Raw genomic sequence first — 23,406 nt, forward strand, 5'->3', positions numbered from 1 at the left:
GTGATATTTTTTGACGATTGCAATAACTGAAAATTTCTGATTTTCCCAATAACCTCACCCCAATTCCCAATTCCCAATTACTATTTAACGCTGATTAGTTCTACGTCAAAAATCAAAGTAGAGTTGGGGGGAATAACGCCACCAGCACCACGCGCACCATAACCTAGTTCTGAGGGGATAATTAGTTGACGACGGCCACCTACTTTCATGGTGCTGAGTCCTTCGTCCCAACCTTTAATTACTTGTCCTGTGCCAATTTTAAAGCTAAAGGGTTTACCGCGATCGCGCGAACTATCAAATTTAGTCCCATTTTCTAATGTACCGACGTAGTGAACCTCAACGGTTTGTCCAGTTTGGGGAGTTGCGCCCGTTCCCTCTTGTAGTTCAATATATTTTAATCCAGAGGCGGTAGTAACAGCATTTGCTTCAGACATAGTATTGCTCTTTATTGGCGTATTGTTTTCTTGCGTGACAGTGGTGGTTGGTTGTGCTGGGGATGAATTACCGATCGCCGCATCTTTTTGACCGCTAATTTGGGTAAATACTAAGACGCCAACACATACCAGCATTAACACCACGCTGAGGAAAATTCCTTTCAAAATCAACCCTCTCTCTTTTAATTACCGATGATCAGATTACTGACAGAACACAAATTAGTTTAAATCAGAAATGATCTTTTAGCGCCATAGCTTATTTTCTAAATCCCGGACTTGACGCTCTAAACGGTCTATTCTCCCCCGTAATTCGTCTACTTCTGACTGACGGGCGACTCCCAAATCCTGCATCATGTTTCGCATTTGTCGCTGCATTTGCTCGTCCCAGTTGCCTTGTTCTGACTGTAACTGATGTACAAGATCATCCATGACTGCCTTTGCTTGCTCAGGATTGAGTTTACCGTCTTTTACCAGTTCATCACTCACTTCTTTGAGTTTGTCTGCAACTAAAGAAGTTGTGCCAATACCCAACATCATTAGCTGTTGCAACCAATTGTTACTATCCATACTGCCTTCCTCTGACTTGTTGCTAACTAAAAGCTTAGTAATTCTAGCCTACACATTTATTTTGTCAGTTGTCAGGAAGAAGGCAATAGGCAATAGGCAATAGGCAATAGGCAATAAATATTCTCCCTGCCCCCTACTCCCCTACTCCCCCTACTCCCCCTACTCCCCTACTCCCCTACTCCCCCAACTCCCCCAACCCCTCTGCCTCTTTACACCTGTATCCATCCGTGCATTGGTGCGATCGCTTTAGTGACTGACTCAATTATTTCTGGAGGTGCTTCTGAAAGCATGACACTGGGATAAACGGCGGTTCCCCATTGGGGATGGACAAGGACATGGCATTTATTTTGAATGGCGGGATATTTAAGTAAGGCTTGGGCTACTGCTGTGTCATCATGGGGAACTAGGCCAGAATGAGATAGTAATGGATAACCTGTGCGGGGATCTATGAGGTCTGTTAAATATCCGCGATCGCGCAAATTAAATGCCACATCGCAACCAAAACGCATAAATTTTTCCCGCAGTTTTTCTTTTTCTTGTTCTGTTTCTATAGTCATTTCTTCTAAAGGATATTGTGATTGCTGCAAGACAACCACCACCCACAAAAACTGTTGCTGTTTCCAATCGGGTAATATCTGTTCGCAGTTGGCACAGATATATGGACTCGGAGTATGAATAGAAATCTCTACAGCTTGTCCTGTTTTGCCAACTAAATGAATCGGACAGCTAGGCTCAGAAATACAAACTTGGGGATAATACACCACATTAATTTGGTTTATGAAAGTTTTTATTTTATCTTTGTTAAAAATAATAACTCTTAAATCTCCAAATAAATCATCAAATTTTGCAAATAGTTGAAATATGTTTTTTGTTAAAACTGCACATCTATCAGCATTTTCTGCCATTCTGAACTATTGTGGGGATTTTCTGCATCATCCTCCCAGTTTTGAGGATTATTCCCAATATATTCTTTAATATTACTTAAATGTGTTTCGTCCCTAATTATAGATTCATAATAATTACGTTGCCAAAAAGGCAGATCAGAATGATAACGAATTAAATTAACGCGCCGAGTCACAGAGGATTTAAACCCATTAATAAAAGAACCGAGCGAACCAGACCGTAGGGGCTTACGGCGTAAGCCCTCTTGGTTTAACTCCTTATTGCGTAAATCCTCATGGTTTAATTCCTCAATGCGATCGCACCTTCCCTGATCTTGATCCTGAATCCAAACAATTCCATGTAAATGATTAGGCATTAAAACCCATTCATCTAATTCAATCTCTTGGCGAATTGCTGATGATTTTAACCATTCTTGAACGACTATTTGACCAATTAGATTTAGTTGCATTTCCCCCCGTTTAATATCACCAAACCAACATTGTTTTTTATAAGTACATATTGTGACAAAATAAGCACCAGCTTGACCATAATTGTAATTAGGAAGCCGAATTGAACGCCGGTGATGTTTTTCGGGATCGAACTTCATATAACCAAATCAATAATTGTTAATCTCGTAGGGGCTTACGGTGTAAGCCCTCTTAATTTAAAATTATATACATCATATATGGGAAGGGCGCAATATGGAAGGGCGCAATATGGAAGAGCGCAATATGGAATATGGAAAGAGGGCGCAATATGGAAAGAGGGCGCAATATGAGAAGAGGGCGCAGGCCCTGCGCCCCTACGGGTATTATGGTTTAGCCGCTGGTTAGTTGTTTAATATGAGCCGGGAATCTGCCATTTTGTAATGCTTGGACTGCTGTTCCCGAATCTTGTACCCAAAACTGTCTTCCAAAGCGGACAATTTCTCGGTGATCTCCAGCCTGAACAACACCAATGACAGGTATTCTGGATTTATCTTTATCCCCTGCTTGTGCTTTGAGAATTGTATTCAAACGATGTTGTTCTTCAATTGTTCCTGCTTGTTGTGGACTCAGTTCCACTAAAATCATTTTTACAGTTTCGACAGTTTCCGCATCTTCCAGAATAAATTGAACTTGATCGTCGCGGCGATCTATCTTACCCCAAATAATCAATCTGGCATCAACTTCGAGTAAAGAACTAATGCGTTCATAGGTTTTAGGAAAAACCACCGCTTCCGAGGCAGCAGATAAATCTTCAACTTGCAGAATTGCCATAGAATCACCTTTTTTGGTGACAACCTTTTTGACATTATTCAACATTACTACCGCACAAAGAATAGAATCATCTTTTTGTTCTGCCAATTGTGCTAAGTTAATAGGTGCAAGGACTGAAGATGATTGTCTGATAGATTTAAGAGGATGATCTGAGAGATAAAATCCTAATAATTCTTTTTCCATTCGGAGTTTTTCTTGAGGTGGTAAATCATTGACAGGGGGAGCTTTTGGTGCAGATTCATAGGCATTTTTCTGGGGTTGATGATTATTCCCTGCCAATCCCCCTCCTAATAAATCAAATATATTACCCTGTCCACTAGCTTTGTCTCTAGCGCGGGATTGCGCCCACTCATAAACTAATTCTAAATCATGAATTAATTGGTTGCGATTAGCTTGAATTTTGTCAAAAGCACCGCAGTTAATGAGTGATTCTAAAGTGCGGCGATTCATGGCACGTAAATCCACGCGATCGCAAAAATCCGCCAAAGATTTAAATGGGACTAATTCTCCTGATTCTTCCCTAGCTTCTAAAATTGAGGCGATCGCATTTTGTCCCACATTTCGCACCGCCGAAAATCCAAATAAAATCTTCCCATCCACCGGCGTAAAATCTAAACCAGAGCGATTCACATCCGGTGCATCAATCACAATCCCCATATTAGAGCAATTATCAAGATACTTCCGCACCTTGTCTGTATCCCCACTATTAGCGGTTAACAACGCCGCCATATATTCCAATGGATAATTTGCTTTTAAATATGACGTTTGATAAGTTACATAAGCGTAAGCTGTAGAGTGAGATTTATTAAAACAATTGGCAGCAATAAAACCATTTTTAATGACGAAATTATGGTCATTTTCCACACCAATATCATAAACATTGACTTGACCGACATAAGTACGAGAAATTATTTTAACCATATCACTTAGCTTTGCCAAATTTGTTTATTTACATCTTAATAGCCATTATCAGCCACACAGATACCTTTACATTTAATACCATTTGTAGCAGTGCGTAGACAATGGGGACAGAGAACCTCTTCCTTCTCTGTTTCTTGATTTATCACTATATTAGTGCTTGTCTGGAGCTTATCTTTTTCGGTCTGGAGTTTGTCATTCATAAGAATAGATTTAATGAATTTCCATCTGCTGAAGTTTCTCTATTAAATCACCACGTCGGAAAGTGGCAGAAAGTTGTTGTAAAGAAATTTCCTGGTTTCCGTAAAGTGCTTGAAGTGCCTCTTGAACATCTCCGACTGAATCATTGAAATAATTATCCCAATTTTGATTAATCAACTGATTTGCATCCTTAAAATTACGGTGGTTAATTTCCTTCATTTGTAGATTCATTTTTTTGAGAAGTCTTTTCCCCATTTGCATAGCAATAAAGCACGAAGCATAACGGACACAAGCAGGATCATGGGGATACGGACGTTTACGTAGGGTTTCGGCAATTCTATACAACTGTACAGCTATGACGACTTGTGCGCCATTAAGCTGCTCAGTAAAAATTACATTATACAGTTTACCAAAATGCTCACGAGTGAAAAACTTAGCTTGATGAGGCTTTTGTCGCCAAACCGCCAGTATCGCCTCAGCCGCTACACCCGAAGTAATATCTGTGGATCTAGTGCCTGTATCAGAGCGTTTACGGCGATAATTAAATCCCAACTGTTGGATATCCATTTCCAGCCGCCGCTGTAGATTATCATTAGCTCGAAGGTCACGCAAATCCACAGGGTTCTGACTATTAGTAGCATAAGTAATTTTTTGGACTAAATCATCATTATCAGTAGGTAATTGATAAAGCCGAACTAAAACATAAGCTTGAGTATTTTGTTGGCAGAAATTTGGGTCTTGAAGAGTTTTAAAAATGGTCATACAAGTTTGACCACCATTAATAATTTGCAGGTTCTCAACTCGTACCTGATAATCACCATTTTGCAGCGCGTTATAGGAAAAACTGTCGCAAGTTAAAGTGATGCCATTATTATAAAAATAGAAATTGTTTTTTTCATCGCTATTTAAAGTATCCCGAATACCCTCGTTGACCCGGTTGCCTTGCAGCCCTAAATAACGGCGGATATTACGTTCTAACAAGCGTTCTCCGTGTCGCTCAATCAAAGCCGCAATTTCAGTTATAGAAATTCTGCCCACAAGTACCCGACTGAAATTCATATCTTCAACTACAGCTTTGCCACTTAGTTGTAAAGTATCTTTAACTGGTTTAGAAGCTTGCAGAATTTTGATCAGATGTTCATGATTAATGTGTTCCCATGTCACCTGATCACCGAATCCAGATCGATCAATTGCTTCTTGAGAAGAGTCATTCCATTTTATGCCATTATTACAACCTAATGCCCGCACCTGGGGAATATATCCATCCCGAATTAAACTGCGGGCTTCTTCTACTTTGGCAAGTAAGCGTTGATTAATATGCTCTAATTTTGCAGTGGGATCAAACAAAAATCTAATTGCATTAATGAGAGCCGTGATGCCATTTTCAGGAAAATTAGTCTTACCTTCTAGATTATTTACATACTTTACCTGAAATAAACTAACTGTAAACTCACCATCATATTCTTCAGAAATGTGCATGGCATCCACACCAAAATCTCCACCACCTTCGGTCAAACAATCAAAGGTATTAGAGTCTTCTAAATCTAGAATTGTTTGCACACAAAAATATACAAATGCCAAAGATTTAAGTTTGCCAGCATCATTAATATTTAATTCTTCAGTAGCCCGTTGTCGAATGACATTAGTTACTGAGCCTAAACGTTGATCAATAATAGAGGCATTAATATTCATGATTTGTATTTGAGAGAGTGACTTTGTAGACTTACAAATAATTGATCAATACTACTATCTTCATCGGCATATACAGCATCTATTGTTGAGTAATTTGATCCGGTTTGTGTAGTTGCAAATATTCTTGAAGTGCCACAGCAATGGAAGAATTTGTCGCTATAATTTGTTATACTTCTTCAAAGTCAGCCCACTCAATTCCTAGTTGTTTTATGGCTGTGCGTAACGTTCCTAGTTTTAAATCGCGGCCACTCCAATCAGGAATTACAGTTGCTTTCTGAGTAATTGGATTAAACCACTTTCTATGTGAACCTCCACCACGTCTGGGGATTTCTTCACATCCAAGTTTAGATAATTTCTTAGCAACTTCTCTATAGTTCATCTGATGGAGATAATTGTTTCTATTAAAGCTGGTGAGTTTTGGTCTACAGATTGTAGGTTAAGGGGAAGTTCTTTACCTAAATCTTGATATGTTTCCAGAACTGCTTCAAAGGCATCTCTAACATTGGCTAAAACCTCATCCATAGAGTCCCCCTCAGTTATCAATTCTGGTAAAAGTGGAGAAGTTACGGTGAACCCTCCTTCTGGTTGAGGTGTAAGCAATAATGGAATTTTGTAGAACATAATTGTGATTGTATAGTTGAGTCTATTCTATTTTAGATGTTTAGCTAAAAAACCATTAACAGATTTACCTGTGAACATAGAATATATACCTGCTATAATCAGTATCAGACCAAGGATGAAAACACCATGAGATAGACTCTACTCTGTTTACTAAGTGCTGAAACTAATATAATACATCTTCCAACACCATTCAAATCCCCCAATGCTATAAAATAAATAAAAGCTCAACCCTAACTCTCCACTTATGAGTCTCCATCCCCTCTTAAAATTTGACATTTCTGAACTCAGCATTGCAGAACGTATTCAACTTGCTGAAGATTTATGGGACAGCATCTTAGAACAGCAAGAAGAATTTCCCTTGAGTCCAGCACAACAACAAGAATTAGATCAACGGTTAGAAAATTATAAAAAAAACCCTACAAATGGTTCTAGTTGGGAAGAAGTTAAAAAACGGTTAGGATTCTCCCAATGAACTATAACCTAATTATTCAGCCAGAAGCAGAATACGATATCCAAAATGCTTTTGAGTGGTACGAATCTCAAAATCCAGGTTTAGGTTCAGAATTTGTTCGTGCTGTTGATGCTTGTTTGTCTGGAATTGGAAGACAACCTCTTGCTTACCAAGTTACCTACAAACAGGTAAGAAGAGTATTAATTCGCCGATTTCCTTACATAATTCTCTACGTTTTTGACCAAGATACTGTTTTTGTATTTGCTTGCTTCCATGCAAAACGCAATCCAAAACAGTGGTTAGATAGAATTGAATAAAACTTCTCTTTCTTGCCAAAGCAACTCAAATCACAGCATATCCCGTATGTTGCCTAACATTTTGCGGGTAAAAACCTAAAACAATTTTATCTTTAGGAATTCCCGCAGCTTCTAATTCATAAGTAACACCATCTTCTGTATCATCTCTTTGCACCCAGATTTTACCATCAATAATATCAAGATGCACCAGACAACCATGAATTCTTTTATGATCATGCCAACCAAGAGTTATTAGTAAATAACTATCATTTTCACTATCAAAAACTGTTTTACATTCAATCACTCCATAGGAATAAGGAATTTGTGTATAAGGTATTAACACTTCTTTAATAATCCGGCGATAATTATCTAAGGTATCCATTGGGTAATCCTCTCAGTATCAGAATTGAAAACAAGTAAATTCAGATTTTCACTTTCTCTTAAAAGTAATATTTTTACTATAACTAAACTCTTAAAACTCTCTTTGCGCCTCTGCGCCTTTGCGTGAGACAAAAAATTTCCTGTAACTTCAGACGCAAATTCCCCAATCCCCACACCTGTAAATGCTAAAATCAATGACTTGATTCCTTAAAGAGAACAATTATGGCATCCATCCGCGAGTTGCACGAACAGATAATTAGTAAAGAACGTTCTGCCGTTGAAATTACCCAAGAAGCATTAAATCGGATTCAAGAGTTAGAACCCAAACTGCACAGTTTCCTCACAGTCACGACAGAACAAGCCTTAAAACAAGCTCAAGCTGTAGATGCAAAAGTCGCTGCTGGAGAAGAAATTGGCATCTTAGCGGGGATTCCCATCGGGATTAAAGACAATTTGTGTACCAAGGGGATAGTCACCACCTGCGCTTCCCGGATTTTGGAAAATTTTATCCCACCTTACGAATCCACCGTCACCCAAAAACTAGCTGACGCTGGGGGTGTGATGGTAGGTAAAACCAACTTAGATGAGTTTGCAATGGGGAGTTCCACAGAAAACTCCGCTTATCAAGTTACCGCTAATCCTTGGGATTTATCCCGTGTTCCTGGTGGTTCTTCTGGTGGTTCAGCAGCAGCCGTAGCAGCCGATGAATGCGTGGTTTCCCTGGGTTCGGATACAGGGGGTTCAATTCGGCAACCTGCTTCCTTCTGCGGTGTGGTGGGCATGAAACCGACTTATGGGTTAGTTTCCCGTTATGGTTTAGTGGCTTATGCTTCGTCTCTCGACCAAATCGGACCATTTGGACGCAGTGTAGAAGATACAGCAATATTGTTGAGTGCGATCGCTGGCTATGATCCGCAAGACTCTACCAGTCTCAAAATCAAAGTTCCTGACTATGCAGCTAGTTTAAAACCGGATCTCAAACTTCGGAAAAAACTTAGAATTGGTGTCATTACAGAAACCTTTGGTGAAGGGTTGGATTCAGAAGTACAAGCCGCTGTCACCAAAGCCATTGAACAACTTCAAGAACTAGGTGCGGAAATTCATCCGATTTCCTGTCCCAGTTTCCGCTATGGTTTACCAACTTACTACATTATCGCCCCCTCGGAAGCATCAGCTAACTTAGCGCGTTACGATGGCGTTAAATATGGTTTGCGTTCCCCTGATGCAGACAATCTTTTATCAATGTATACCCGAACTCGTTCTCAGGGATTTGGGGCGGAAGTCAAACGCCGGATTATGATTGGTACTTATGCCCTTTCCGCTGGTTATTATGATGCTTACTATTTGAAAGCCCAAAAAGTCCGCACTCTCATTAAAAAAGATTTTGAAAAAGCTTTTCAATCAGTAGATGTGTTAATTTCTCCAACTGCACCAACTACCGCATTTCGAGCCGGAGAAAAAACTACCGATCCTTTGAGTATGTATTTAAATGATTTAATGACTATTCCCGCGAATTTAGCTGGTTTACCAGGAATCAGTTTACCTTGCGGTTTTGATAGTAAAGGTCTACCAATTGGACTACAAATAGTTGGTAAAGTGCTAGGAGAAGAGCAACTTTTCCAAGTAGCTTATGCCTATGAACAATCAACTAATTGGCATTTACAAAAACCCAAAATTGCTTAGAGGATGGTTGAAAAGTATCAGAATTAATCGAGATCCCCCCAACCCCCCTTACAAAGGGGGGCTAAATTCCTCAAAGTCCCCCTTTTTAAGGGGGATTTAGGGGGATCTAAAAATATTTGATACACCATGAGGGACCACCCTCTTAGTTTCTCACTCGCGGGGGTTTACGCCGTAAACCCCTACTACAGAGGTTTTACAATTATAGTGCATTGTAGCCCCCTCATCGCTTGCGGGGAGGGGGTTGGGGGTGGGGTTCTTGTACTTCATAATAAACTATTCAACAAAGAACTTTTCCAGACAGCGGACAAACATTTCCACACCCATTGGTAAAGCTGTTTCATCAAAATCAAATTGGGGATGATGATGAGGGTAATCTAATTTTTTCTCTGGATTTGCAGAACCAAGAAAAAAGTAACAACCGGGAACTTCTTGCAGAAAAAATGACATATCTTCCCCACCCATTGTTTGACATTCGGGAACGATACCAATGGGGGTTTCTATGACTGCTTCTGCGACTGAACGCACTAATTCAGCAATTCCCGTATCATTGATAACTGGTGGATAAAGATGAATATAATCTAAGTCATAACTTGCACCGTAACTTTGGCAAATTCCCGCAATAATTTGTTGAATGCGTTCTTTAAAAAAACCTGCCAAATCAGGATTAAAATATCTCACTGTTCCCCCCATTCTCGCGGTATCAGCAATCACATTAACTGCTGTGCCGGCGTGGAGTTCTCCCACTGTCACTACAGCCGAATCAATGGGGTTCACATTACGGGAAACTATTGTTTGTAAAGCATTGACTATTTGCGCTGCTACCACCACAGAATCCACTGTTTGATGAGGAATTGCCCCATGTCCACCTTTACCGAAAATGGTGCAACGGAACAATTCGACAGCAGCCATTAATGCCCCAGCCCGGACTCCTACAGTTCCCAATGGCAGATTATTCCATAAGTGTAAACCGATAATGGCATCAACATCAGGGTTTTTAAGTACACCTGCTGCAATCATTGGTTTTGCTCCACCGGGACCTTCTTCTGCGGGTTGGAAGATAATTTTGACAGTGCCGCTAAAGTCTTTTCGGTGTTGATTGAGGTAATAGGCTGTACCGAGAGCGATCGCTGTATGTCCATCATGTCCACAAGCGTGCATGACTCCATCATGTTGAGAACAATAGGGAACTTGATTCTGTTCTTGAATAGGTAAAGCGTCCATATCCGCCCGAATTGCTAACACTTTGCCATTCCCAGGTTTTTCACCTTTAATAATAGCGACAATTCCCGTTTGAGCAATTCCGGCTTGATGGACAATTCCCCAATTTTGCAATTTTTGGGCAATAAATTCGGCGGTAATTTTTTCCTGAAAACCTAATTCTGGTTTTTGGTGGATCTGTCTTCTCCACTCCACTAATTGTGGTTGTAAAGCCCGAATTTCTAACCGGACATTTTTGAGATTTACTGTTGAAGCCAGAGGAAATGTAAAAACCATATTTATCAATTAAAAATTAGTGATTAGATTTATATTTCTTCCCTGTTCCCTGTTCCCTATTCCCTATTCCCTACAATATATTTCCCAGTCCAAAGCCGCAGCCACTTCGGCAAGTTTTTCCAAATCTCTAGGATTTTCTAGGTAGGGAACACAACCTAAAACGGGAATATTTGTTAATGATCGAATTAAATCTGGTGGCGTTAAATCAGCAATTTCTGACTCGGTGCGAGGTTGGGTACAATTGAGAATAATCCCCCGCAGATTGATTTTAGTTTGCCTAGCTAATGCTACATTAGCCACAGCACTAGCGATCGCCCCCAATCTCACCGGCACAACCAAAATAGTTTTCAATCGCCATTCACCCGCCAAATCAGCCACAGTCAACTCATTGGTAACTGGTGAACCTAAACCCCCCAAAGATTCCACCAACACAAAATCACGCTGTTTTTGTAAAGATAACAAAGTTCGCCAAGCGATCGCCAAATCAACTTGACGATTTTCCTTCGCAGCCGCAATTGGAGGTGCTAAAGGCGCTTGAAAATACAAAGGTGTAATTTCCTCCGCTGACTGTTCCAAATTAAACAGACTTTGGTACAGTTCCCTATCACCCACCCCCGATTGAATTGGCTTCATCATCCCCAAACTGCGCTGAGGATAATATTTTTGCCAATAAGCCGCTAAAGCTGCCGTCACCACAGTTTTACCAGCATCCGTATCAGTTCCCGTAATCAATAAAGTATTCAACAACGTTTTCCGTTAAAAATGACAACTTAATTTGCTTCCTTTCCTAATTTAGCCCTAATTAGTCCCATTAAAACCTGGCGTTGGTGTTTCCGTTGGCGTTGGTGTTTCCGTCGGCGTTGGCGTTTCCGTTGGAGTTGGCGTTTCCGTCGGCGTTGGCGTTTCCGTCGGCGTTGGTGTTTCCGTCGGGGTTGGTGTTTCCGTTGGCGTTGGTGTTTCCGTTGGCGTTGGTGTTTCCGTCGGGGTTGGTGTTGGCGTTTCTAAAGCCACATTCAAACTATAATTAACCTCTGCCACACCCCCGGACAAACCTAATTGAATAATATATTTGCCATCATTCGCTAATATTCCCTCATAAGATGTAGATTGTTGATCTTGAGTATTCACGACTTCACCATCAGCAGTTAAAATCGTCAGAATAACACCACTGTTCTCATTTACAGATACAACTAACTTTTCCCCACTCTTACCTTGCAAACTATATTGAACTAATTCATTTTCCCGCAGTGTTCCCTCAACTCTCGCCATATTAGACCTGTCTAATTTCAGCCGTTGGCGATTAATCACAGGTTCGCTATTAATCGGTGTTGGAGTTGGTGTTAATGTCATCCCACTAGGAATAACTGGAGAAGGAAAAGATTGTGGAGTTGTAGTCGTTTCTCCCAATGGACGCGGCTTACCTTTCAGTGAAGTTACCAGAGTCCAAGAACCAAAACCTGCTAAAATAATCACAATACAGCCAATACCCCCCAACGCCCAACCATTATCCAAAATAGAGCTACTTTGCCCAGAATCTACTGAAGGTTGCGGCTTTTCAGATGCTTTCGATATAGGTTCAGGACGGTGACCAATAGCAATAGTTTGTAAAGAAGATAAATTAGCTGGAGGTTGACTACTATAGCCTATGTTCAGCAGTGCCTGAGTCACATCAGCCGCACTTTGATAGCGTTCCCCCGGTAGATAACTCAACATTCGCTGTAAAACCTGAGCAAATTCTGGTTTCACCGTTGCCCATTTTTGCCAATTCCAGGTTAGTTGCTGCTCATCAAATAAATCTGCGGGTTCTTTCCCAGTCAATAAAACTATAGAAGTCACAGCTAACGCATACAAATCACTACTAGGATATGCCCTGCCCGTCTGCATTTGTTCGCTAGGCGCATAACCTAACTTACCTACAGTTGTTACTGATGTAGCACTTGATGATTGTAATTTTGTGGCTAACTCCTTAACCACTCCAAAATCAATTAACACAGGCAGAAAATCATTTTCCCGTAAAATTATATTTTCTGGAGATATATCTCGATGAATAATTCCCTTTCCATGAATATAACTAAGAACAGGTAATAAAGTTCTTAATAAATGCAGTACATCGGCCTCATTAAAGGTTTTTCCCAGGTCTTGACGTTCTTTGAGCAAATTGCGGTAAGTCTTACCAGCCACAAAATCCTGTACCAAAAATAACTTTTCGTTTTGGGCAAATTTTTCTCGAAATTTGGGGATTTGCGAATGTTCAATTTGATACAATGTTGCAGCTTCTCGTTCAAATAACTCCTGTGCTTTTTGCCCATGGGATGTTTCTGTGATTGGGGCAATTAATTCTTTCAGAACACAAAGTTCATTAAAGCGTCTTTGGTCTTCTGCTAGATAGGTTCTACCAAATCCCCCCTGTCCAATAATGTGAATTATGTGGTAACGATTTTGTAGGATAGTACCAACTGTAATCGGTGATTGCATGATCTATTAATTGAATATAATAGCAACTGAGCTAGAACTTAGTAAAAGCATCATCCATCCACAACGTGACACAATATGTCTCAATTGTAGCTTCCGTAATTTTCCTCAGTCACCCCGCCTGCAAGGAAGTGTATACTGGAAATAAGTCTTGCATTATTCTATTCTTACGTTCTGCCTTAAGTCAGGATGTGTTCAATATGGTAGCGTTTTTATACAGGTTGATTACCTTTCCTGTCTATTGAGAAGATGATAACATCAAATATAATCAACTTATCACTGGGGGATAAATCCCCTCTTACAGCTTTCATCCCCGACTTACAAGACATTGATACCTAAAAATTTTGGGGATTTTTAGGGATAAATTCCGGGGTTTTGAGCCTATCTTCTTATAAATCAAGCGGTTTAGTTCACGGCAAATTTTTCCAGGTCTGGGGATTTATTAAAATTAATATTTAATCTTCAGTTAACTGGGTTATTAATTGGTAATAAGTATCATAAAATAATTGTTTGCACGTTTGGTGCTATTTAATCATAGGTGTTGTAACACCCCAGAGCTAACTGGAAGATCAATATTATTTGTTTACTCAATTTCGGCGAAATTTGCTCAATCTCTGATGATATTTCTATGAATGCACTTCGAGGATCTGCTGTGCTAAGTTCTGCCACTTTACCAATTCAGTCAATAGCAACGGGACTACCTGACAATAATCGTCTGCGGCTTTTTTCCGGTTCTGCCAATATAGCACTGTCGCAAGAAGTTGCTCGTTATCTAGGTATGGACTTGGGGCCAATGATTCGCAAAAGATTCGCGGACGGAGAACTTTATGTTCAAATCCAAGAATCAATTCGGGGTTGTGATGTCTATTTAATCCAGCCCAGTTGTCAACCCGTCAATGATCATTTGATGGAATTACTCATTATGATTGATGCCTGTCGTCGAGCATCTGCACGCCAGATTACAGCAGTAATTCCTTACTATGGTTATGCTCGCGCTGACAGAAAAACAGCCGGCAGAGAGTCAATTACTGCGAAGTTAGTTGCTAATTTGATTACTGAAGCAGGTGCTAACCGCGTTCTAGCGATGGATTTGCACGCAGCCCAAATTCAAGGCTATTTCGATATCCCCTTTGATCATGTCTATGGTTCACCAGTTATCCTAGATTATCTCATTAGCAAAGGATTACAGGATATTGTGGTTGTTTCTCCTGATGTGGGTGGGGTAGCACGGGCTAGGGCATTTGCGAAAAAATTGAATGATGCACCATTGGCAATTATTGATAAACGTCGTCAGGCTCATAATGTCGCCGAGGTTTTAAATGTGATTGGTGATGTGAGAGGCAAAACTGCCATATTGGTGGATGACATGATTGATACTGGCGGTACGATTGCGGCAGGGGCTAAGTTACTACGTCAAGAAGGTGCAAGTCAGGTATATGCCTGTGCTACTCATGCTGTATTTTCCCCACCGGCAATTGAGCGATTGTCTAGTGGGGTCTTTGAGGAAGTTATAGTCACTAATACTATTCCCATCCCAGAGGCTAATCAGTTTCCGCAATTGGTGACGCTTTCTGTCGCTAATCTCCTGGGAGAAGCAATTTGGCGGATTCATGAGGATAGCTCACTCAGTAGTTTATTCCGTTAATCAACCAATAACTATCTTCCTAAAGGAAGAAAAAAGGAGTCAGGAGTCAGGAGGAAGAAAGAAGAAAGAAGGAGTAAAAGCATGATAACTTTGTACTTCCTGTAACCTGCAATATGCTGTAAATAATGAAGGATGAAAGTTTTCGTTCTTCATTTTTTGTATGCAGCTAATATTTCTAATTCGGAAACTACTCTTTCTAATTCTTCTACTAAAGGAGTAAGTTGATTTTTCTGGAAAGCATCTGCCAGAGAACGATAATACCAAAGTGTGCCTGCTTTGCCACCTTGAAAACGTTCCCAAACTGCATCACCAATCATCCGATAATCTTTGAGAATTGAACGGACGTTATGGAGTTTGTCAGCGGCAGAAACTAGCAATACTTCTGGGGAAGCGGTGGAAATATGGGCAATATAGGCTTGTTTCCGGGGTTTCCAAGGGGGTTTAGGTGTGGTGTCTGTGTCTGTACAACCATCAACAATAGCAGTGACATGATCCCCAAATCGCCGACGAATTTCTGCTCTGGTGGCTGCTCCACCTTGGTCTTCTATGGCATCATGTAATAGGGCAGCGATCGCTTCATCTTCATTAGCACCATATTCTAAGGCTATGCTGGCTACTCCTAGTAAATGAGTGATGTAGGGAATATCACCAGCTTTGCGTTTTTGCGTGGCGTGGAGTTCATGGGCGTAGGTAAGCGCTTGGGTAAATCTTTCTGATAGCATTTTTAGTTAGAGGTTATAGATCCCCGACTTCTTCGAGAAGTCGGGGATCAGGGTATTATTTAGTTAAACAGGTATTTCGGCGTTAGTGGTAGTATTACTAACAAGACTTACACAACTGGCATATTCACAGATTACTACGTGCATTCTAATTTAAGGGTTTTTAGAACATGATTTTGAAATCCTACTAATCCTCCTCGTCTTCCCCAATGTTGGTTGAATGTAGGCGTTTCTAATTTCATCACTTTACCCCCTTGAAGATGAACCTGATAATCAAACACCATGTCTTGTTCTGGAGGTACACTCGAAAAATCTGCTATCCAAACTATTTGAACTAGACGAGAGATACCAAATTCTCCACCATCAGGCTCTTTATACAAAGTCCTGTTCAGAAGTTTAACAATATGGGTCACTTTGGCACGCTGTCTTAAAAGAATGAGTTCACTTTCCTCTGGTTTAAGGGCATTCTTTTCTTGTTCTGTTTTCCAATTTAACCGAAAAATTTTTAAGTCCGAATCAATATCGTGATAAGCCCAATATTTATCATCACCCTGATGATTTATATTTTTAGTCCACTTTAGTTTTGTCAAATCCATAAATTTAGTCTCTATTTAAACAACAAACTTTATATATTAATCTCAGCTAGTCCGCTGTTAGTGAAGGTTTGTTTGTAGAAAATCCTAACAACCACTCTTAAACCTAATTCTTTTTCTATGGTATATTTACCATCTTGTAATTGCTGTCCTGACAACCAAGCCATAACCTGTAAACTTATAAATCTATAAGTTCATTTTGGCACAATTTTAGTTGTAAGTGCTAATTTCAGGTTATTATCTGTCTAAAATAGTAGAAAACACTTGACTACAAACTAAAAACCTGTGCCACAAACAATTCTCAAGGAAATTCTCAGTCAGCTTGATAGTTTAGAACAAGATGAACTACAGCAACTTAATCAAGCTATCCAAATATGTCTAGCTGATAAAGCACAAGTTAATCAAATCACAAACTTTCATCAAGCACTGTTAAGTTCTGGTTTGGTGAAACAAATTAAACAACCTGCTGACAGTAAACAACATGAAAGAAAACTTATTCAGGCACAAGGAAACCCCGTTTCTCGAACTATTATTGAGGAACGTCGCTAAATGTCTGTTTATTTTTTAGATAGCAGCGCCTTAGTTAAACGCTACGTTGCGGAAATAGGTTCAGGTTGGGTTGTTAGCTTGTGCAATCCTACGTTAAAAAATGATGTATTTATTGCTGCTATTACTGCTGTAGAGATTACTGCGGCAATTAGTAGAAGAACGAGGGCTGGAAGTATTAATATTCAAGATGCTACAATGGTCTACCATCAGTTAAAAAATGATATCGAATCTGAATATCAAGTGATAGAAATTACAGACAATATCATTAATTCAGGAATGAGATTAGCTGAAAAATATTGTTTACGCGGCTATGATGCAGTTCAATTAGCTGCTGCTGAGTCCATAAATACCCTTTGCATTGCAAATGGTTTACCTCAATTAACTTTTGTATCTGCTGATAAAGAATTGAATATAGCCGCTGTCAGTGCAGGTTTGCTTGTGAAAAATCCTCACAACTATTCTTCAACCTAAACCATGCTCTTGATATTTATTATCAAAATAACAATATTTGTGACAATTACGCTAGAATTATTAAAGGTTCGTTACAGAATTGGCAAATCATCTCCACTTCTGTTAAAACGACCAAAAATAAGCTTCTTAATCTAAAAACCTTAAAGTTTACCCAAATCATCTATGACGCTCCCAATTCGTAACGTCGCCATTATCGCCCACGTTGACCACGGTAAAACCACCCTGGTTGACGCTCTCCTCAAACAGTCCGGCATTTTCCGCGAAGGCGAAGACGTTCCGGATTGTGTCATGGACTCCAATGATTTAGAGCGGGAACGAGGCATTACAATTCTTTCTAAAAATACAGCGGTTCGCTACAAAGACACCCTGATTAATATTGTTGATACCCCTGGACACGCAGACTTCGGCGGAGAAGTAGAACGGGTACTCGGCATGGTGGACGGTTGTATTCTGATTGTTGATGCCAACGAAGGTCCAATGCCCCAAACCCGCTTTGTGTTGAAAAAGGCTTTGGAAAAAGGTTTGCGTCCTATCGTTGTTATTAACAAGATTGACCGGGGACAAGCTGACCCCCATGTTGCTGTTGATAAGGTGTTGGATCTGTTCTTAGAATTAGGTGCAGATGAAGACCAATGCGACTTTAAATATCTATTTGCTTCCGGTATGGCTGGTTTCGCTAAGGAAAGCTTAGAAGCAGAATCAGTAGATATGCAGCCCCTATTTAATGCCATTCTTCGCCACGTACCTGCACCTGTGGGAGATCCTAACAAGCCTCTGCAATTGCAAGTGACTACCCTAGATTATTCTGAATATTTAGGACGGATTATCATTGGTAAAATCCATAATGGAACTATCCGCGCTGGACAACAAGCTGCTTTGGTAGTAGAAGATGGCAGCATTGTCAAGGGCAAAGTTACCAAGTTGATGGGATTTGAAGGTTTAAAACGGATAGAAATGGAGGAAGCTACCGCAGGTTATATTGTGGCTGTAGCTGGTTTTGCTGATGCTTATATTGGTGAAACTATTACAGATCCTAATGAACCTCTGGCTCTACCCTTAATTAAGGTGGATGAACCAACTTTACAAATGACCTTCTGGGTGAATGATTCGCCCTTTGCTGGTCAAGAAGGTAAACTGGTAACATCTCGGCAAATCCGCGATCGCCTATACCGCGAATTAGAAACCAACGTAGCTTTGCGCGTTGAAGACACCGACTCTCCCGATAAATTCCTGGTTTCTGGTCGGGGTGAATTACACCTGGGTATCTTAATCGAAACCATGCGTCGTGAAGGTTTTGAGTTCCAAGTATCCCAACCTCAAGTAATTTACCGCACAGTTAATGGTCAACCTTGCGAACCTTTTGAACTTCTAGCTTTAGACGTTCCCGCCGATGCAGTTGGTAGCTGTATTGAACGCTTAGGACAACGGAAAGCGGAAATGCAAGATATGCAGCCAGGTGGAGGCGATCGCACCCAACTAGAGTTTATTGTGGCAGCCCGTGGTTTAATTGGTTTCCGGGGTGAATTCATGCGGATGACTCGCGGTGAAGGGATCATGAACCACAGTTTCCTTGATTATCGCCCCCTTTGCGGTGATATTGAAGCCCGGAATAAGGGTGTTCTTATCTCTTTTGAAGAAGGTGTTTCTACTGCTTACGCGATGAAGAATTGTGAAGATAGAGGTGCATTCTTTATCAGTGAAGGAACAAAAGTTTACAAAGGTATGATTATTGGTGAACATAATCGTCCCCAAGATTTGGAATTGAACGTTTGTAAAACTAAGCAGTTAACCAACCACCGCTCATCTGGTGGTGAAGAACTGACTCAGTTACAAACACCCGTAGACATGAATTTAGAACGAGCTTTGGAATACATTGCTCAAGATGAATTGGTGGAAGTTACACCTGAATCTATCCGTCTTCGCAAGATGTCTAAGAAATTGGTGAAACGCTAATATCTGTAGGGGTGGGGTTTCCCCACCCTAATTAAATTGGCATTGCTGATTAAGGGTATGAATTTTAGTCTCACGCAAAGGCGCAAAGACGCAAAGGCAAGATTTTTAAAGGTTCAATTTGGAAATTTCATACCTCGATTCAGCAACGCCTTAAATTCATTCACAAGAATGATACAATCTTTGTTAGAGGGTTGTATTTTTTTATATATAATTAGATTGGATTAAGCGACAGCGCAACAAGGATTTTAATAATTAAGTTTAATAATGTTGGGTTTCCTTTGTCAACCCAACCTACATTTTCTTAAACTAAAAGTATTGTGTTGAGTAGAATTGATGAGCAAAACAACTATTAGTTAATTTTTTTTGTTCTCCATTATTGATTGTAGTCAAAAATTTGGGAATGCTTGAAAATAGGGATGAAATAACCTCTAGGGGTTGTGCAAATTTACATATCAAGCAGTTATTAGGCTAATAATCACAATGGCAAATTCAAACAATAAATTATTTACTCCTCGAAATGATGGAAATTATGTAAATACAAAAGAACAACAACGCCTACAAGCATTATTGAACCTGGGTTTGCAACAATCAGAAATGATTCCAGTATTTGAAGAAGCTGCTCAAACTGCTGCTCACTTTCTAGAAGTGGAAATTTCTATTTTAGGATTTATTGATCAAAAATTTCATTGGTTCAAATCGGCGGTGGGCTTATCTCGGTTAGGATTAATGAATGATTTAGCTTCTAAACGCCAACTTTTACGTCGGGAGTCATTTTGTTCTCAGGTAGTAGAAACTTTAGCCGAGTTACATCATGGACAAATTTCTATTCAAGGTTCGGTGGAGTCAGGATACCGTTATATAGTATCTTTGCCATTAAAGTTTGCGACTTCTTCAGCAAGTAGTTAAGGAAGTTTCGTAACTTACTAAATATGAATTTAAACGATTACTTGATTACACTGATGTTTTTGAGAGCTTTTGTCTTTGTTTAGGTAAATTTCTGATGAAAAAAGGTTGTCATCAAAAATCCAAAATTCAGCCAGTAATACTTTTGAGTCATTACTTTTATCTTTTATACGATTCAATGAATTTCATGAGAATTTATCCTGCGATCGCATTTCATGAACACAAAAATCTACCCCCGTTAACGTTGGGGGTGTCAATGCCTTATTTACCCAATGATTCGAGTTTTAATAGCCATAATCTTGTCCAAAAAAACACCGTATTGAGCAAGGTGTGGCTTCAAGATGTTATCAGCAAATGTTTGTTCAGTTGGTCCTTCTGCAAATAAATAGAGTCGTATCATTAGTGTGGACCTCCACCAATGATATTTTTTTCCCAAATTTCTCCTAAACTATATTCTTCTAACCAAGTTTCTAATTCTTGAGGATTTAACCGCTTAAATTGCGATTCCTTACCTACTCTATCTACCGTAATTACATCTTCAGGATTAAAGTTATCTAAAAAAGAACTAGATTGGGTACTGATGAGAATTTGTGTATGATAGGAGGCCTTACCAAACATCGCAGCTACAACATTGAGCGCGTAGGGATGAAGACCCAGTTCCGGTTCATCAACAATTATTAGTTCTGGGAGGTCTTCTTCTGGCTGCAAAAGCAACGTAGTCAGGCAGATAGCACGTAATGTACCGTCCGAAAATTGGTGTGGACCAAATACTTGATCTGAGTCTTTTCCCTGCCAGTTGAGAATAACATTATTCGCTCTAGGCTCAAGAACAAAATCATCGAAAAATGGGGCAATTAAACGGATCGTTTTAATAATACGCTGATAGGCTGTATTATGATATTCACGAAATCTCAGAAGTAATGCGGCTAGATTTCCAGCATCAGACACCAGCGAGCGGTTGTCATCAATATAACAGGATTGACGAACTCGCGCGGTAGATGACGTATCGTGAAAGTGGTAAACACAACAGCCATTGAGCAAATGTTTGATAGCGTTGGCAATTGTTGGCGTACCTTCTTGTGCTGCTTTGTTGATTTTTGTTTCCTGATGTCCTGCACCTAACGAGTAAGTGGTTGAAGGTTGAGGTAGGTGTAAGCCGTTTCGCGTCGCTGTTTCTTCAGCAAATATCAAAGTATCACCTGCCGCATGACCTAGACACATGGTATAGATAATATCCAAACTCCCATTGTCAATCTTGAACTCTAGTTGTGCCTCGATTTGCGGTGTTATCTTAGGTCCAAAGTGCAATAAGGATTGAGCGTAACCGGATATGCCGATATATTGTTGAAGTCGCCCGGCCATCATCTCATTCAGCATCTTAAAAAAGGAAATGAGATTACTTTTACCTGCTCCATTAGCTCCAATCAATATGTTTAAGGGACGCAACTCAAGATCCATTGTCTTAATGGACTTGAAGCCCTTGATAATTACTCGTTGTAGCATAATCAACAATCAGTATTTATACAAAATGATTATATATGTAGATGATGTACAGGGATTAAAAAAAAGGTGCGTTAGGCTAAAGCCATAACACACCCCAATTAAACTAAATTGCAAATACAACTAAGGATACAAGCCCCGATCATTCAAAGCTTGCGCGACTCTACCTACACCCAAAGTATAAGCAGCTAACCGCAGATTTACCCCCCGTGCTTGCGACTCATGAATCACCTTGCGGTAAGCCTGAACCATCAAATGTTCCATTTCCCGGTTGACTCGTTCTTCGTCCCAGAATAGGTAGGAAAGACCTTGTACCCATTCTAAATAACTGACCACCACACCCCCAGCATTGGCTAAAATATCCGGTAACACGGTGACACCTTGGGCTTCTAGAACGCGGTTAGCTTCCAAAGTCACTGGACCATTAGCCGCTTCTGCGACAAATTGGGCTTTGATTTGATGGACATTTTCTGCGGTAATTTGGTTTTCCAAAGCGGCAGGAATCAGGACATCGCAAGGTAAAGTTAATAAGTCTGCATTACTAATGGGTGTTCCTTGGGGAAATCCCACCACACTGCGATGGTTGGCCGCAGCGTAGGCTTTGACAGCGGAAATATCAAGACCATTTTCGGCAAAGATACCCCCACTAGCACTGGAAACAGCGATAATTTTTGCTCCTTCTTGGTGTAGCAATTCGGCGGCTGCCCCACCTACATTACCGAAGCCTTGAATTGCTACCCTGACTCCTACCAGGGATTTACCGTGATCGGCGATCGCTTCACGAACAATAATCATCACACCGCGTCCAGTCGCCATTTCTCGTCCCAGGGAACCACCAATAGATAAGGGTTTACCTGTAACTACTCCGGGGACAGAATGACCAACATTGACAGAATAAGTATCCATCATCCATGCCATTTCCCGCGCTGATGTTCCCATGTCTGGTGCGGGTATATCTACGGATGGTCCAATGTCTTTAATTAATTCACTAATATAACGACGACTAATCCGTTCTAATTCCCCCACACTGAACTTTTTGGGGTCTATGGGAATTCCGCCTTTGCCACCACCGTAGGGAATGCCTAACAATGCACATTTCCAAGTCATGAGCATGGCTAGGGCGGATACTTCTCGTAATGTCACTGCTTCATGGTAGCGAATACCACCTTTATAGGGTCCTAAAATATCCGAATGTTGTACCCGATGTCCAGCAAAAACCCGCACTTCCCCATTATCCATTCTTATGGGAATGGAAACTGTGACAACTTTTCGAGGGTGACTGAGTATTTCTACGATACCTTGATCTAATTTTAATTCTTTAGCAGCCCATTCTAAATAGCTACAGGCTTGATCATAAGGACAAATATGCGCTGGAGAATGATTTTCTATAAGTGGGAGAGACGTTGTCACCATAATACCTACTCCTCATCACCGTATGTTTGTGAACCGGACTGATATGGTTAGCTTACCCTCTTTTTTGAAAAAGATGTCAATTTTGTAGTTTCTGTTACAATTTTATTTTGATTTGTATGCAGTAAGACGCTTGGGCAGATAAACTATAAAAATATCGGCGTTGCTGATTAAGGGTATGAATTTTAGTCTCACGCAAAGGCGCAAAGACGCACTGAGGTTTGAGTTTTAAAGATTCAATTTGGGAATTTCATACCTCAATATGGCTGATACGCCACGCAGGCTATCAGCAACGCCAAATTTTGATGACTT

Annotated in this window: 26 protein-coding genes and 1 pseudogene; 8 read left to right on the forward strand and 19 right to left on the reverse strand. The window is 40.3% G+C overall.

Annotation, left to right across the window (positions count from 1 at the left end):
- Positions 1–80 precede the first annotated feature (80 nt).
- From HEQ36_RS12140 to HEQ36_RS12180, 9 genes are all read right to left on the reverse strand, one after another.
- The gene (locus tag HEQ36_RS12140) at positions 81–599 is read right to left on the reverse strand and encodes an FKBP-type peptidyl-prolyl cis-trans isomerase (protein ID WP_081424364.1); all 519 of its coding nucleotides are present in this window, start codon (positions 597–599) and stop codon (positions 81–83) included.
- A 78-nt stretch (positions 600–677) separates the two neighbouring features.
- Entirely contained in the window at positions 678–1,001 is a 324-nt protein-coding gene (locus HEQ36_RS12145; protein ID WP_027403831.1) for a phasin family protein, read from the reverse strand.
- A gap of 209 nt (positions 1,002–1,210) precedes the next feature.
- Positions 1,211–1,765: a methylmalonic aciduria and homocystinuria type D protein gene (locus HEQ36_RS12150; RefSeq protein ID WP_096667273.1), complete on the reverse strand. Its 555-nt coding sequence runs from the start codon at positions 1,763–1,765 to the stop codon at positions 1,211–1,213.
- A gap of 107 nt (positions 1,766–1,872) precedes the next feature.
- Positions 1,873–2,490: a transposase gene (locus tag HEQ36_RS12155; RefSeq protein WP_053539274.1), complete on the reverse strand. Its 618-nt coding sequence runs from the start codon at positions 2,488–2,490 to the stop codon at positions 1,873–1,875.
- Between the two features lie 211 nt (positions 2,491–2,701).
- Positions 2,702–4,063: an OB-fold nucleic acid binding domain-containing protein gene (locus tag HEQ36_RS12160; protein ID WP_053539276.1), complete on the reverse strand. Its 1,362-nt coding sequence runs from the start codon at positions 4,061–4,063 to the stop codon at positions 2,702–2,704.
- A gap of 35 nt (positions 4,064–4,098) precedes the next feature.
- The gene (locus HEQ36_RS12165) at positions 4,099–4,263 is read right to left on the reverse strand and encodes a hypothetical protein (protein WP_168637066.1); all 165 of its coding nucleotides are present in this window, start codon (positions 4,261–4,263) and stop codon (positions 4,099–4,101) included.
- A 10-nt stretch (positions 4,264–4,273) separates the two neighbouring features.
- A complete protein-coding gene (locus tag HEQ36_RS12170) occupies positions 4,274–5,953 on the reverse strand; it encodes an AIPR family protein (RefSeq protein WP_168637067.1) in 1,680 nt (559 codons plus the stop codon).
- A gap of 166 nt (positions 5,954–6,119) precedes the next feature.
- Positions 6,120–6,332 (reverse strand): type II toxin-antitoxin system HicA family toxin, encoded by a 213-nt coding sequence (locus HEQ36_RS12175; RefSeq protein ID WP_168637068.1) that lies wholly within the window; start codon positions 6,330–6,332, stop codon positions 6,120–6,122.
- Positions 6,329–6,574 (reverse strand): type II toxin-antitoxin system HicB family antitoxin, encoded by a 246-nt coding sequence (locus HEQ36_RS12180; protein WP_015078469.1) that lies wholly within the window; start codon positions 6,572–6,574, stop codon positions 6,329–6,331. The genes HEQ36_RS12175 and HEQ36_RS12180 overlap by 4 nt, the downstream gene beginning before the upstream one ends.
- Before the next feature lie 244 nt (positions 6,575–6,818).
- On the opposite strand from HEQ36_RS12180, the gene HEQ36_RS12185 reads away from it, so the two are divergent.
- On the forward strand, positions 6,819–7,046 hold the full coding sequence (locus HEQ36_RS12185) for an addiction module protein (RefSeq protein WP_168637069.1): 228 nt from the start codon (positions 6,819–6,821) through the stop codon (positions 7,044–7,046).
- The gene (locus tag HEQ36_RS12190) at positions 7,043–7,342 is read left to right on the forward strand and encodes a type II toxin-antitoxin system RelE/ParE family toxin (protein ID WP_053539280.1); all 300 of its coding nucleotides are present in this window, start codon (positions 7,043–7,045) and stop codon (positions 7,340–7,342) included. The genes HEQ36_RS12185 and HEQ36_RS12190 overlap by 4 nt, the downstream gene beginning before the upstream one ends.
- Before the next feature lie 25 nt (positions 7,343–7,367).
- Here HEQ36_RS12190 and HEQ36_RS12195 read toward each other — a convergent pair whose 3' ends face one another.
- Complete coding sequence (locus tag HEQ36_RS12195) at positions 7,368–7,703, reverse strand: XisI protein (protein WP_168637070.1); 336 nt, start codon at positions 7,701–7,703, stop codon at positions 7,368–7,370.
- A gap of 221 nt (positions 7,704–7,924) precedes the next feature.
- On the opposite strand from HEQ36_RS12195, the gene gatA reads away from it, so the two are divergent.
- On the forward strand, positions 7,925–9,385 hold the full coding sequence (gatA, locus tag HEQ36_RS12200) for an Asp-tRNA(Asn)/Glu-tRNA(Gln) amidotransferase subunit GatA (RefSeq protein ID WP_168465716.1): 1,461 nt from the start codon (positions 7,925–7,927) through the stop codon (positions 9,383–9,385).
- 273 nt (positions 9,386–9,658) lie between these two features.
- Here gatA and HEQ36_RS12205 read toward each other — a convergent pair whose 3' ends face one another.
- The 3 genes from HEQ36_RS12205 to HEQ36_RS12215 all read right to left on the reverse strand — a co-directional run bounded on the left by HEQ36_RS12205 (position 9,659) and on the right by HEQ36_RS12215 (position 13,354).
- Positions 9,659–10,879: a M20 family metallopeptidase gene (locus HEQ36_RS12205; RefSeq protein ID WP_168637071.1), complete on the reverse strand. Its 1,221-nt coding sequence runs from the start codon at positions 10,877–10,879 to the stop codon at positions 9,659–9,661.
- A gap of 63 nt (positions 10,880–10,942) precedes the next feature.
- Positions 10,943–11,626: a dethiobiotin synthase gene (bioD, locus tag HEQ36_RS12210; RefSeq protein WP_190383512.1), complete on the reverse strand. Its 684-nt coding sequence runs from the start codon at positions 11,624–11,626 to the stop codon at positions 10,943–10,945.
- A 51-nt stretch (positions 11,627–11,677) separates the two neighbouring features.
- The gene (locus HEQ36_RS12215) at positions 11,678–13,354 is read right to left on the reverse strand and encodes a serine/threonine-protein kinase (protein ID WP_053539285.1); all 1,677 of its coding nucleotides are present in this window, start codon (positions 13,352–13,354) and stop codon (positions 11,678–11,680) included.
- A 625-nt stretch (positions 13,355–13,979) separates the two neighbouring features.
- On the opposite strand from HEQ36_RS12215, the gene HEQ36_RS12220 reads away from it, so the two are divergent.
- On the forward strand, positions 13,980–14,996 hold the full coding sequence (locus tag HEQ36_RS12220) for a ribose-phosphate pyrophosphokinase (protein WP_039204898.1): 1,017 nt from the start codon (positions 13,980–13,982) through the stop codon (positions 14,994–14,996).
- A 149-nt stretch (positions 14,997–15,145) separates the two neighbouring features.
- Here HEQ36_RS12220 and HEQ36_RS12225 read toward each other — a convergent pair whose 3' ends face one another.
- The 3 genes from HEQ36_RS12225 to HEQ36_RS12235 all read right to left on the reverse strand — a co-directional run bounded on the left by HEQ36_RS12225 (position 15,146) and on the right by HEQ36_RS12235 (position 16,475).
- Positions 15,146–15,718 carry an HD domain-containing protein gene (locus HEQ36_RS12225; protein WP_168637072.1) on the reverse strand — a complete coding sequence of 191 codons (573 nt, stop codon included), beginning with the start codon at positions 15,716–15,718 and terminating at the stop codon, positions 15,146–15,148.
- Between the two features lie 134 nt (positions 15,719–15,852).
- The gene (locus HEQ36_RS12230) at positions 15,853–16,311 is read right to left on the reverse strand and encodes a hypothetical protein (protein WP_053539287.1); all 459 of its coding nucleotides are present in this window, start codon (positions 16,309–16,311) and stop codon (positions 15,853–15,855) included.
- A 29-nt stretch (positions 16,312–16,340) separates the two neighbouring features.
- On the reverse strand, positions 16,341–16,475 hold the full coding sequence (locus HEQ36_RS12235; protein ID WP_257720870.1) for a hypothetical protein: 135 nt from the start codon (positions 16,473–16,475) through the stop codon (positions 16,341–16,343).
- A gap of 118 nt (positions 16,476–16,593) precedes the next feature.
- On the opposite strand from HEQ36_RS12235, the gene HEQ36_RS12240 reads away from it, so the two are divergent.
- The 4 genes and pseudogenes from HEQ36_RS12240 to HEQ36_RS12255 all read left to right on the forward strand — a co-directional run.
- Complete coding sequence (locus HEQ36_RS12240) at positions 16,594–16,857, forward strand: hypothetical protein (RefSeq protein WP_168637073.1); 264 nt, start codon at positions 16,594–16,596, stop codon at positions 16,855–16,857.
- Positions 16,858–17,328, forward strand: coding sequence for a type II toxin-antitoxin system VapC family toxin (locus tag HEQ36_RS12245; RefSeq protein WP_148764174.1), 471 nt, complete (start codon positions 16,858–16,860; stop codon positions 17,326–17,328).
- 162 nt (positions 17,329–17,490) lie between these two features.
- Positions 17,491–19,281: a translational GTPase TypA gene (gene typA, locus HEQ36_RS12250; protein ID WP_039204906.1), complete on the forward strand. Its 1,791-nt coding sequence runs from the start codon at positions 17,491–17,493 to the stop codon at positions 19,279–19,281.
- A gap of 480 nt (positions 19,282–19,761) precedes the next feature.
- Positions 19,762–20,076 (forward strand): annotated as a pseudogene (locus HEQ36_RS12255) (histidine kinase); the annotation flags it as partial.
- A gap of 373 nt (positions 20,077–20,449) precedes the next feature.
- Here HEQ36_RS12255 and HEQ36_RS12260 read toward each other — a convergent pair.
- From HEQ36_RS12260 to HEQ36_RS12270, 3 genes are all read right to left on the reverse strand, one after another.
- Complete coding sequence (locus HEQ36_RS12260; protein WP_290707819.1) at positions 20,450–20,584, reverse strand: hypothetical protein; 135 nt, start codon at positions 20,582–20,584, stop codon at positions 20,450–20,452.
- Positions 20,584–21,687 carry an AAA family ATPase gene (locus HEQ36_RS12265; protein ID WP_168637074.1) on the reverse strand — a complete coding sequence of 368 codons (1,104 nt, stop codon included), beginning with the start codon at positions 21,685–21,687 and terminating at the stop codon, positions 20,584–20,586. The genes HEQ36_RS12260 and HEQ36_RS12265 overlap by 1 nt, the downstream gene beginning before the upstream one ends.
- Positions 21,688–21,807: 120 nt before the next feature.
- Positions 21,808–23,097 carry a Glu/Leu/Phe/Val dehydrogenase gene (locus HEQ36_RS12270; protein WP_053539292.1) on the reverse strand — a complete coding sequence of 430 codons (1,290 nt, stop codon included), beginning with the start codon at positions 23,095–23,097 and terminating at the stop codon, positions 21,808–21,810.
- Between the last annotated feature and the right edge of the window lie 309 nt (positions 23,098–23,406).

This window comes from Anabaena sp. 54, assembly GCF_017355725.1.
GTDB classification, from domain to species: domain Bacteria; phylum Cyanobacteriota; class Cyanobacteriia; order Cyanobacteriales; family Nostocaceae; genus Dolichospermum; species Dolichospermum heterosporum.

What these genes read in the sequence shown, in the direction of transcription:
- HEQ36_RS12220 (WP_039204898.1), top strand. Translation starts at nt 13,980, where the DNA reads ATGAATGCACTTCGAGGATCTGCTGTGCTAAGTTCTGCCACTTTACCA.
- typA (WP_039204906.1), top strand. Translation starts at nt 17,491, where the DNA reads ATGACGCTCCCAATTCGTAACGTCGCCATTATCGCCCACGTTGACCAC.
- HEQ36_RS12245 (WP_148764174.1), top strand. Translation starts at nt 16,858, where the DNA reads ATGTCTGTTTATTTTTTAGATAGCAGCGCCTTAGTTAAACGCTACGTT.
- HEQ36_RS12260 (WP_290707819.1), bottom strand. Translation starts at nt 20,584, where the DNA reads ATGATACGACTCTATTTATTTGCAGAAGGACCAACTGAACAAACATTT.
- HEQ36_RS12270 (WP_053539292.1), bottom strand. Translation starts at nt 23,097, where the DNA reads ATGGTGACAACGTCTCTCCCACTTATAGAAAATCATTCTCCAGCGCAT.
- HEQ36_RS12160 (WP_053539276.1), bottom strand. Translation starts at nt 4,063, where the DNA reads ATGGTTAAAATAATTTCTCGTACTTATGTCGGTCAAGTCAATGTTTAT.
- HEQ36_RS12190 (WP_053539280.1), top strand. Translation starts at nt 7,043, where the DNA reads ATGAACTATAACCTAATTATTCAGCCAGAAGCAGAATACGATATCCAA.
- HEQ36_RS12170 (WP_168637067.1), bottom strand. Translation starts at nt 5,953, where the DNA reads ATGAATATTAATGCCTCTATTATTGATCAACGTTTAGGCTCAGTAACT.
- HEQ36_RS12265 (WP_168637074.1), bottom strand. Translation starts at nt 21,687, where the DNA reads ATGCTACAACGAGTAATTATCAAGGGCTTCAAGTCCATTAAGACAATG.
- HEQ36_RS12185 (WP_168637069.1), top strand. Translation starts at nt 6,819, where the DNA reads ATGAGTCTCCATCCCCTCTTAAAATTTGACATTTCTGAACTCAGCATT.
- HEQ36_RS12155 (WP_053539274.1), bottom strand. Translation starts at nt 2,490, where the DNA reads ATGAAGTTCGATCCCGAAAAACATCACCGGCGTTCAATTCGGCTTCCT.
- HEQ36_RS12180 (WP_015078469.1), bottom strand. Translation starts at nt 6,574, where the DNA reads ATGTTCTACAAAATTCCATTATTGCTTACACCTCAACCAGAAGGAGGG.
- HEQ36_RS12225 (WP_168637072.1), bottom strand. Translation starts at nt 15,718, where the DNA reads ATGCTATCAGAAAGATTTACCCAAGCGCTTACCTACGCCCATGAACTC.
- HEQ36_RS12230 (WP_053539287.1), bottom strand. Translation starts at nt 16,311, where the DNA reads ATGGATTTGACAAAACTAAAGTGGACTAAAAATATAAATCATCAGGGT.
- HEQ36_RS12175 (WP_168637068.1), bottom strand. Translation starts at nt 6,332, where the DNA reads ATGAACTATAGAGAAGTTGCTAAGAAATTATCTAAACTTGGATGTGAA.
- HEQ36_RS12215 (WP_053539285.1), bottom strand. Translation starts at nt 13,354, where the DNA reads ATGCAATCACCGATTACAGTTGGTACTATCCTACAAAATCGTTACCAC.
- HEQ36_RS12195 (WP_168637070.1), bottom strand. Translation starts at nt 7,703, where the DNA reads ATGGATACCTTAGATAATTATCGCCGGATTATTAAAGAAGTGTTAATA.
- HEQ36_RS12205 (WP_168637071.1), bottom strand. Translation starts at nt 10,879, where the DNA reads ATGGTTTTTACATTTCCTCTGGCTTCAACAGTAAATCTCAAAAATGTC.
- HEQ36_RS12235 (WP_257720870.1), bottom strand. Translation starts at nt 16,475, where the DNA reads ATGGCTTGGTTGTCAGGACAGCAATTACAAGATGGTAAATATACCATA.
- HEQ36_RS12145 (WP_027403831.1), bottom strand. Translation starts at nt 1,001, where the DNA reads ATGGATAGTAACAATTGGTTGCAACAGCTAATGATGTTGGGTATTGGC.
- HEQ36_RS12165 (WP_168637066.1), bottom strand. Translation starts at nt 4,263, where the DNA reads ATGAATGACAAACTCCAGACCGAAAAAGATAAGCTCCAGACAAGCACT.
- gatA (WP_168465716.1), top strand. Translation starts at nt 7,925, where the DNA reads ATGGCATCCATCCGCGAGTTGCACGAACAGATAATTAGTAAAGAACGT.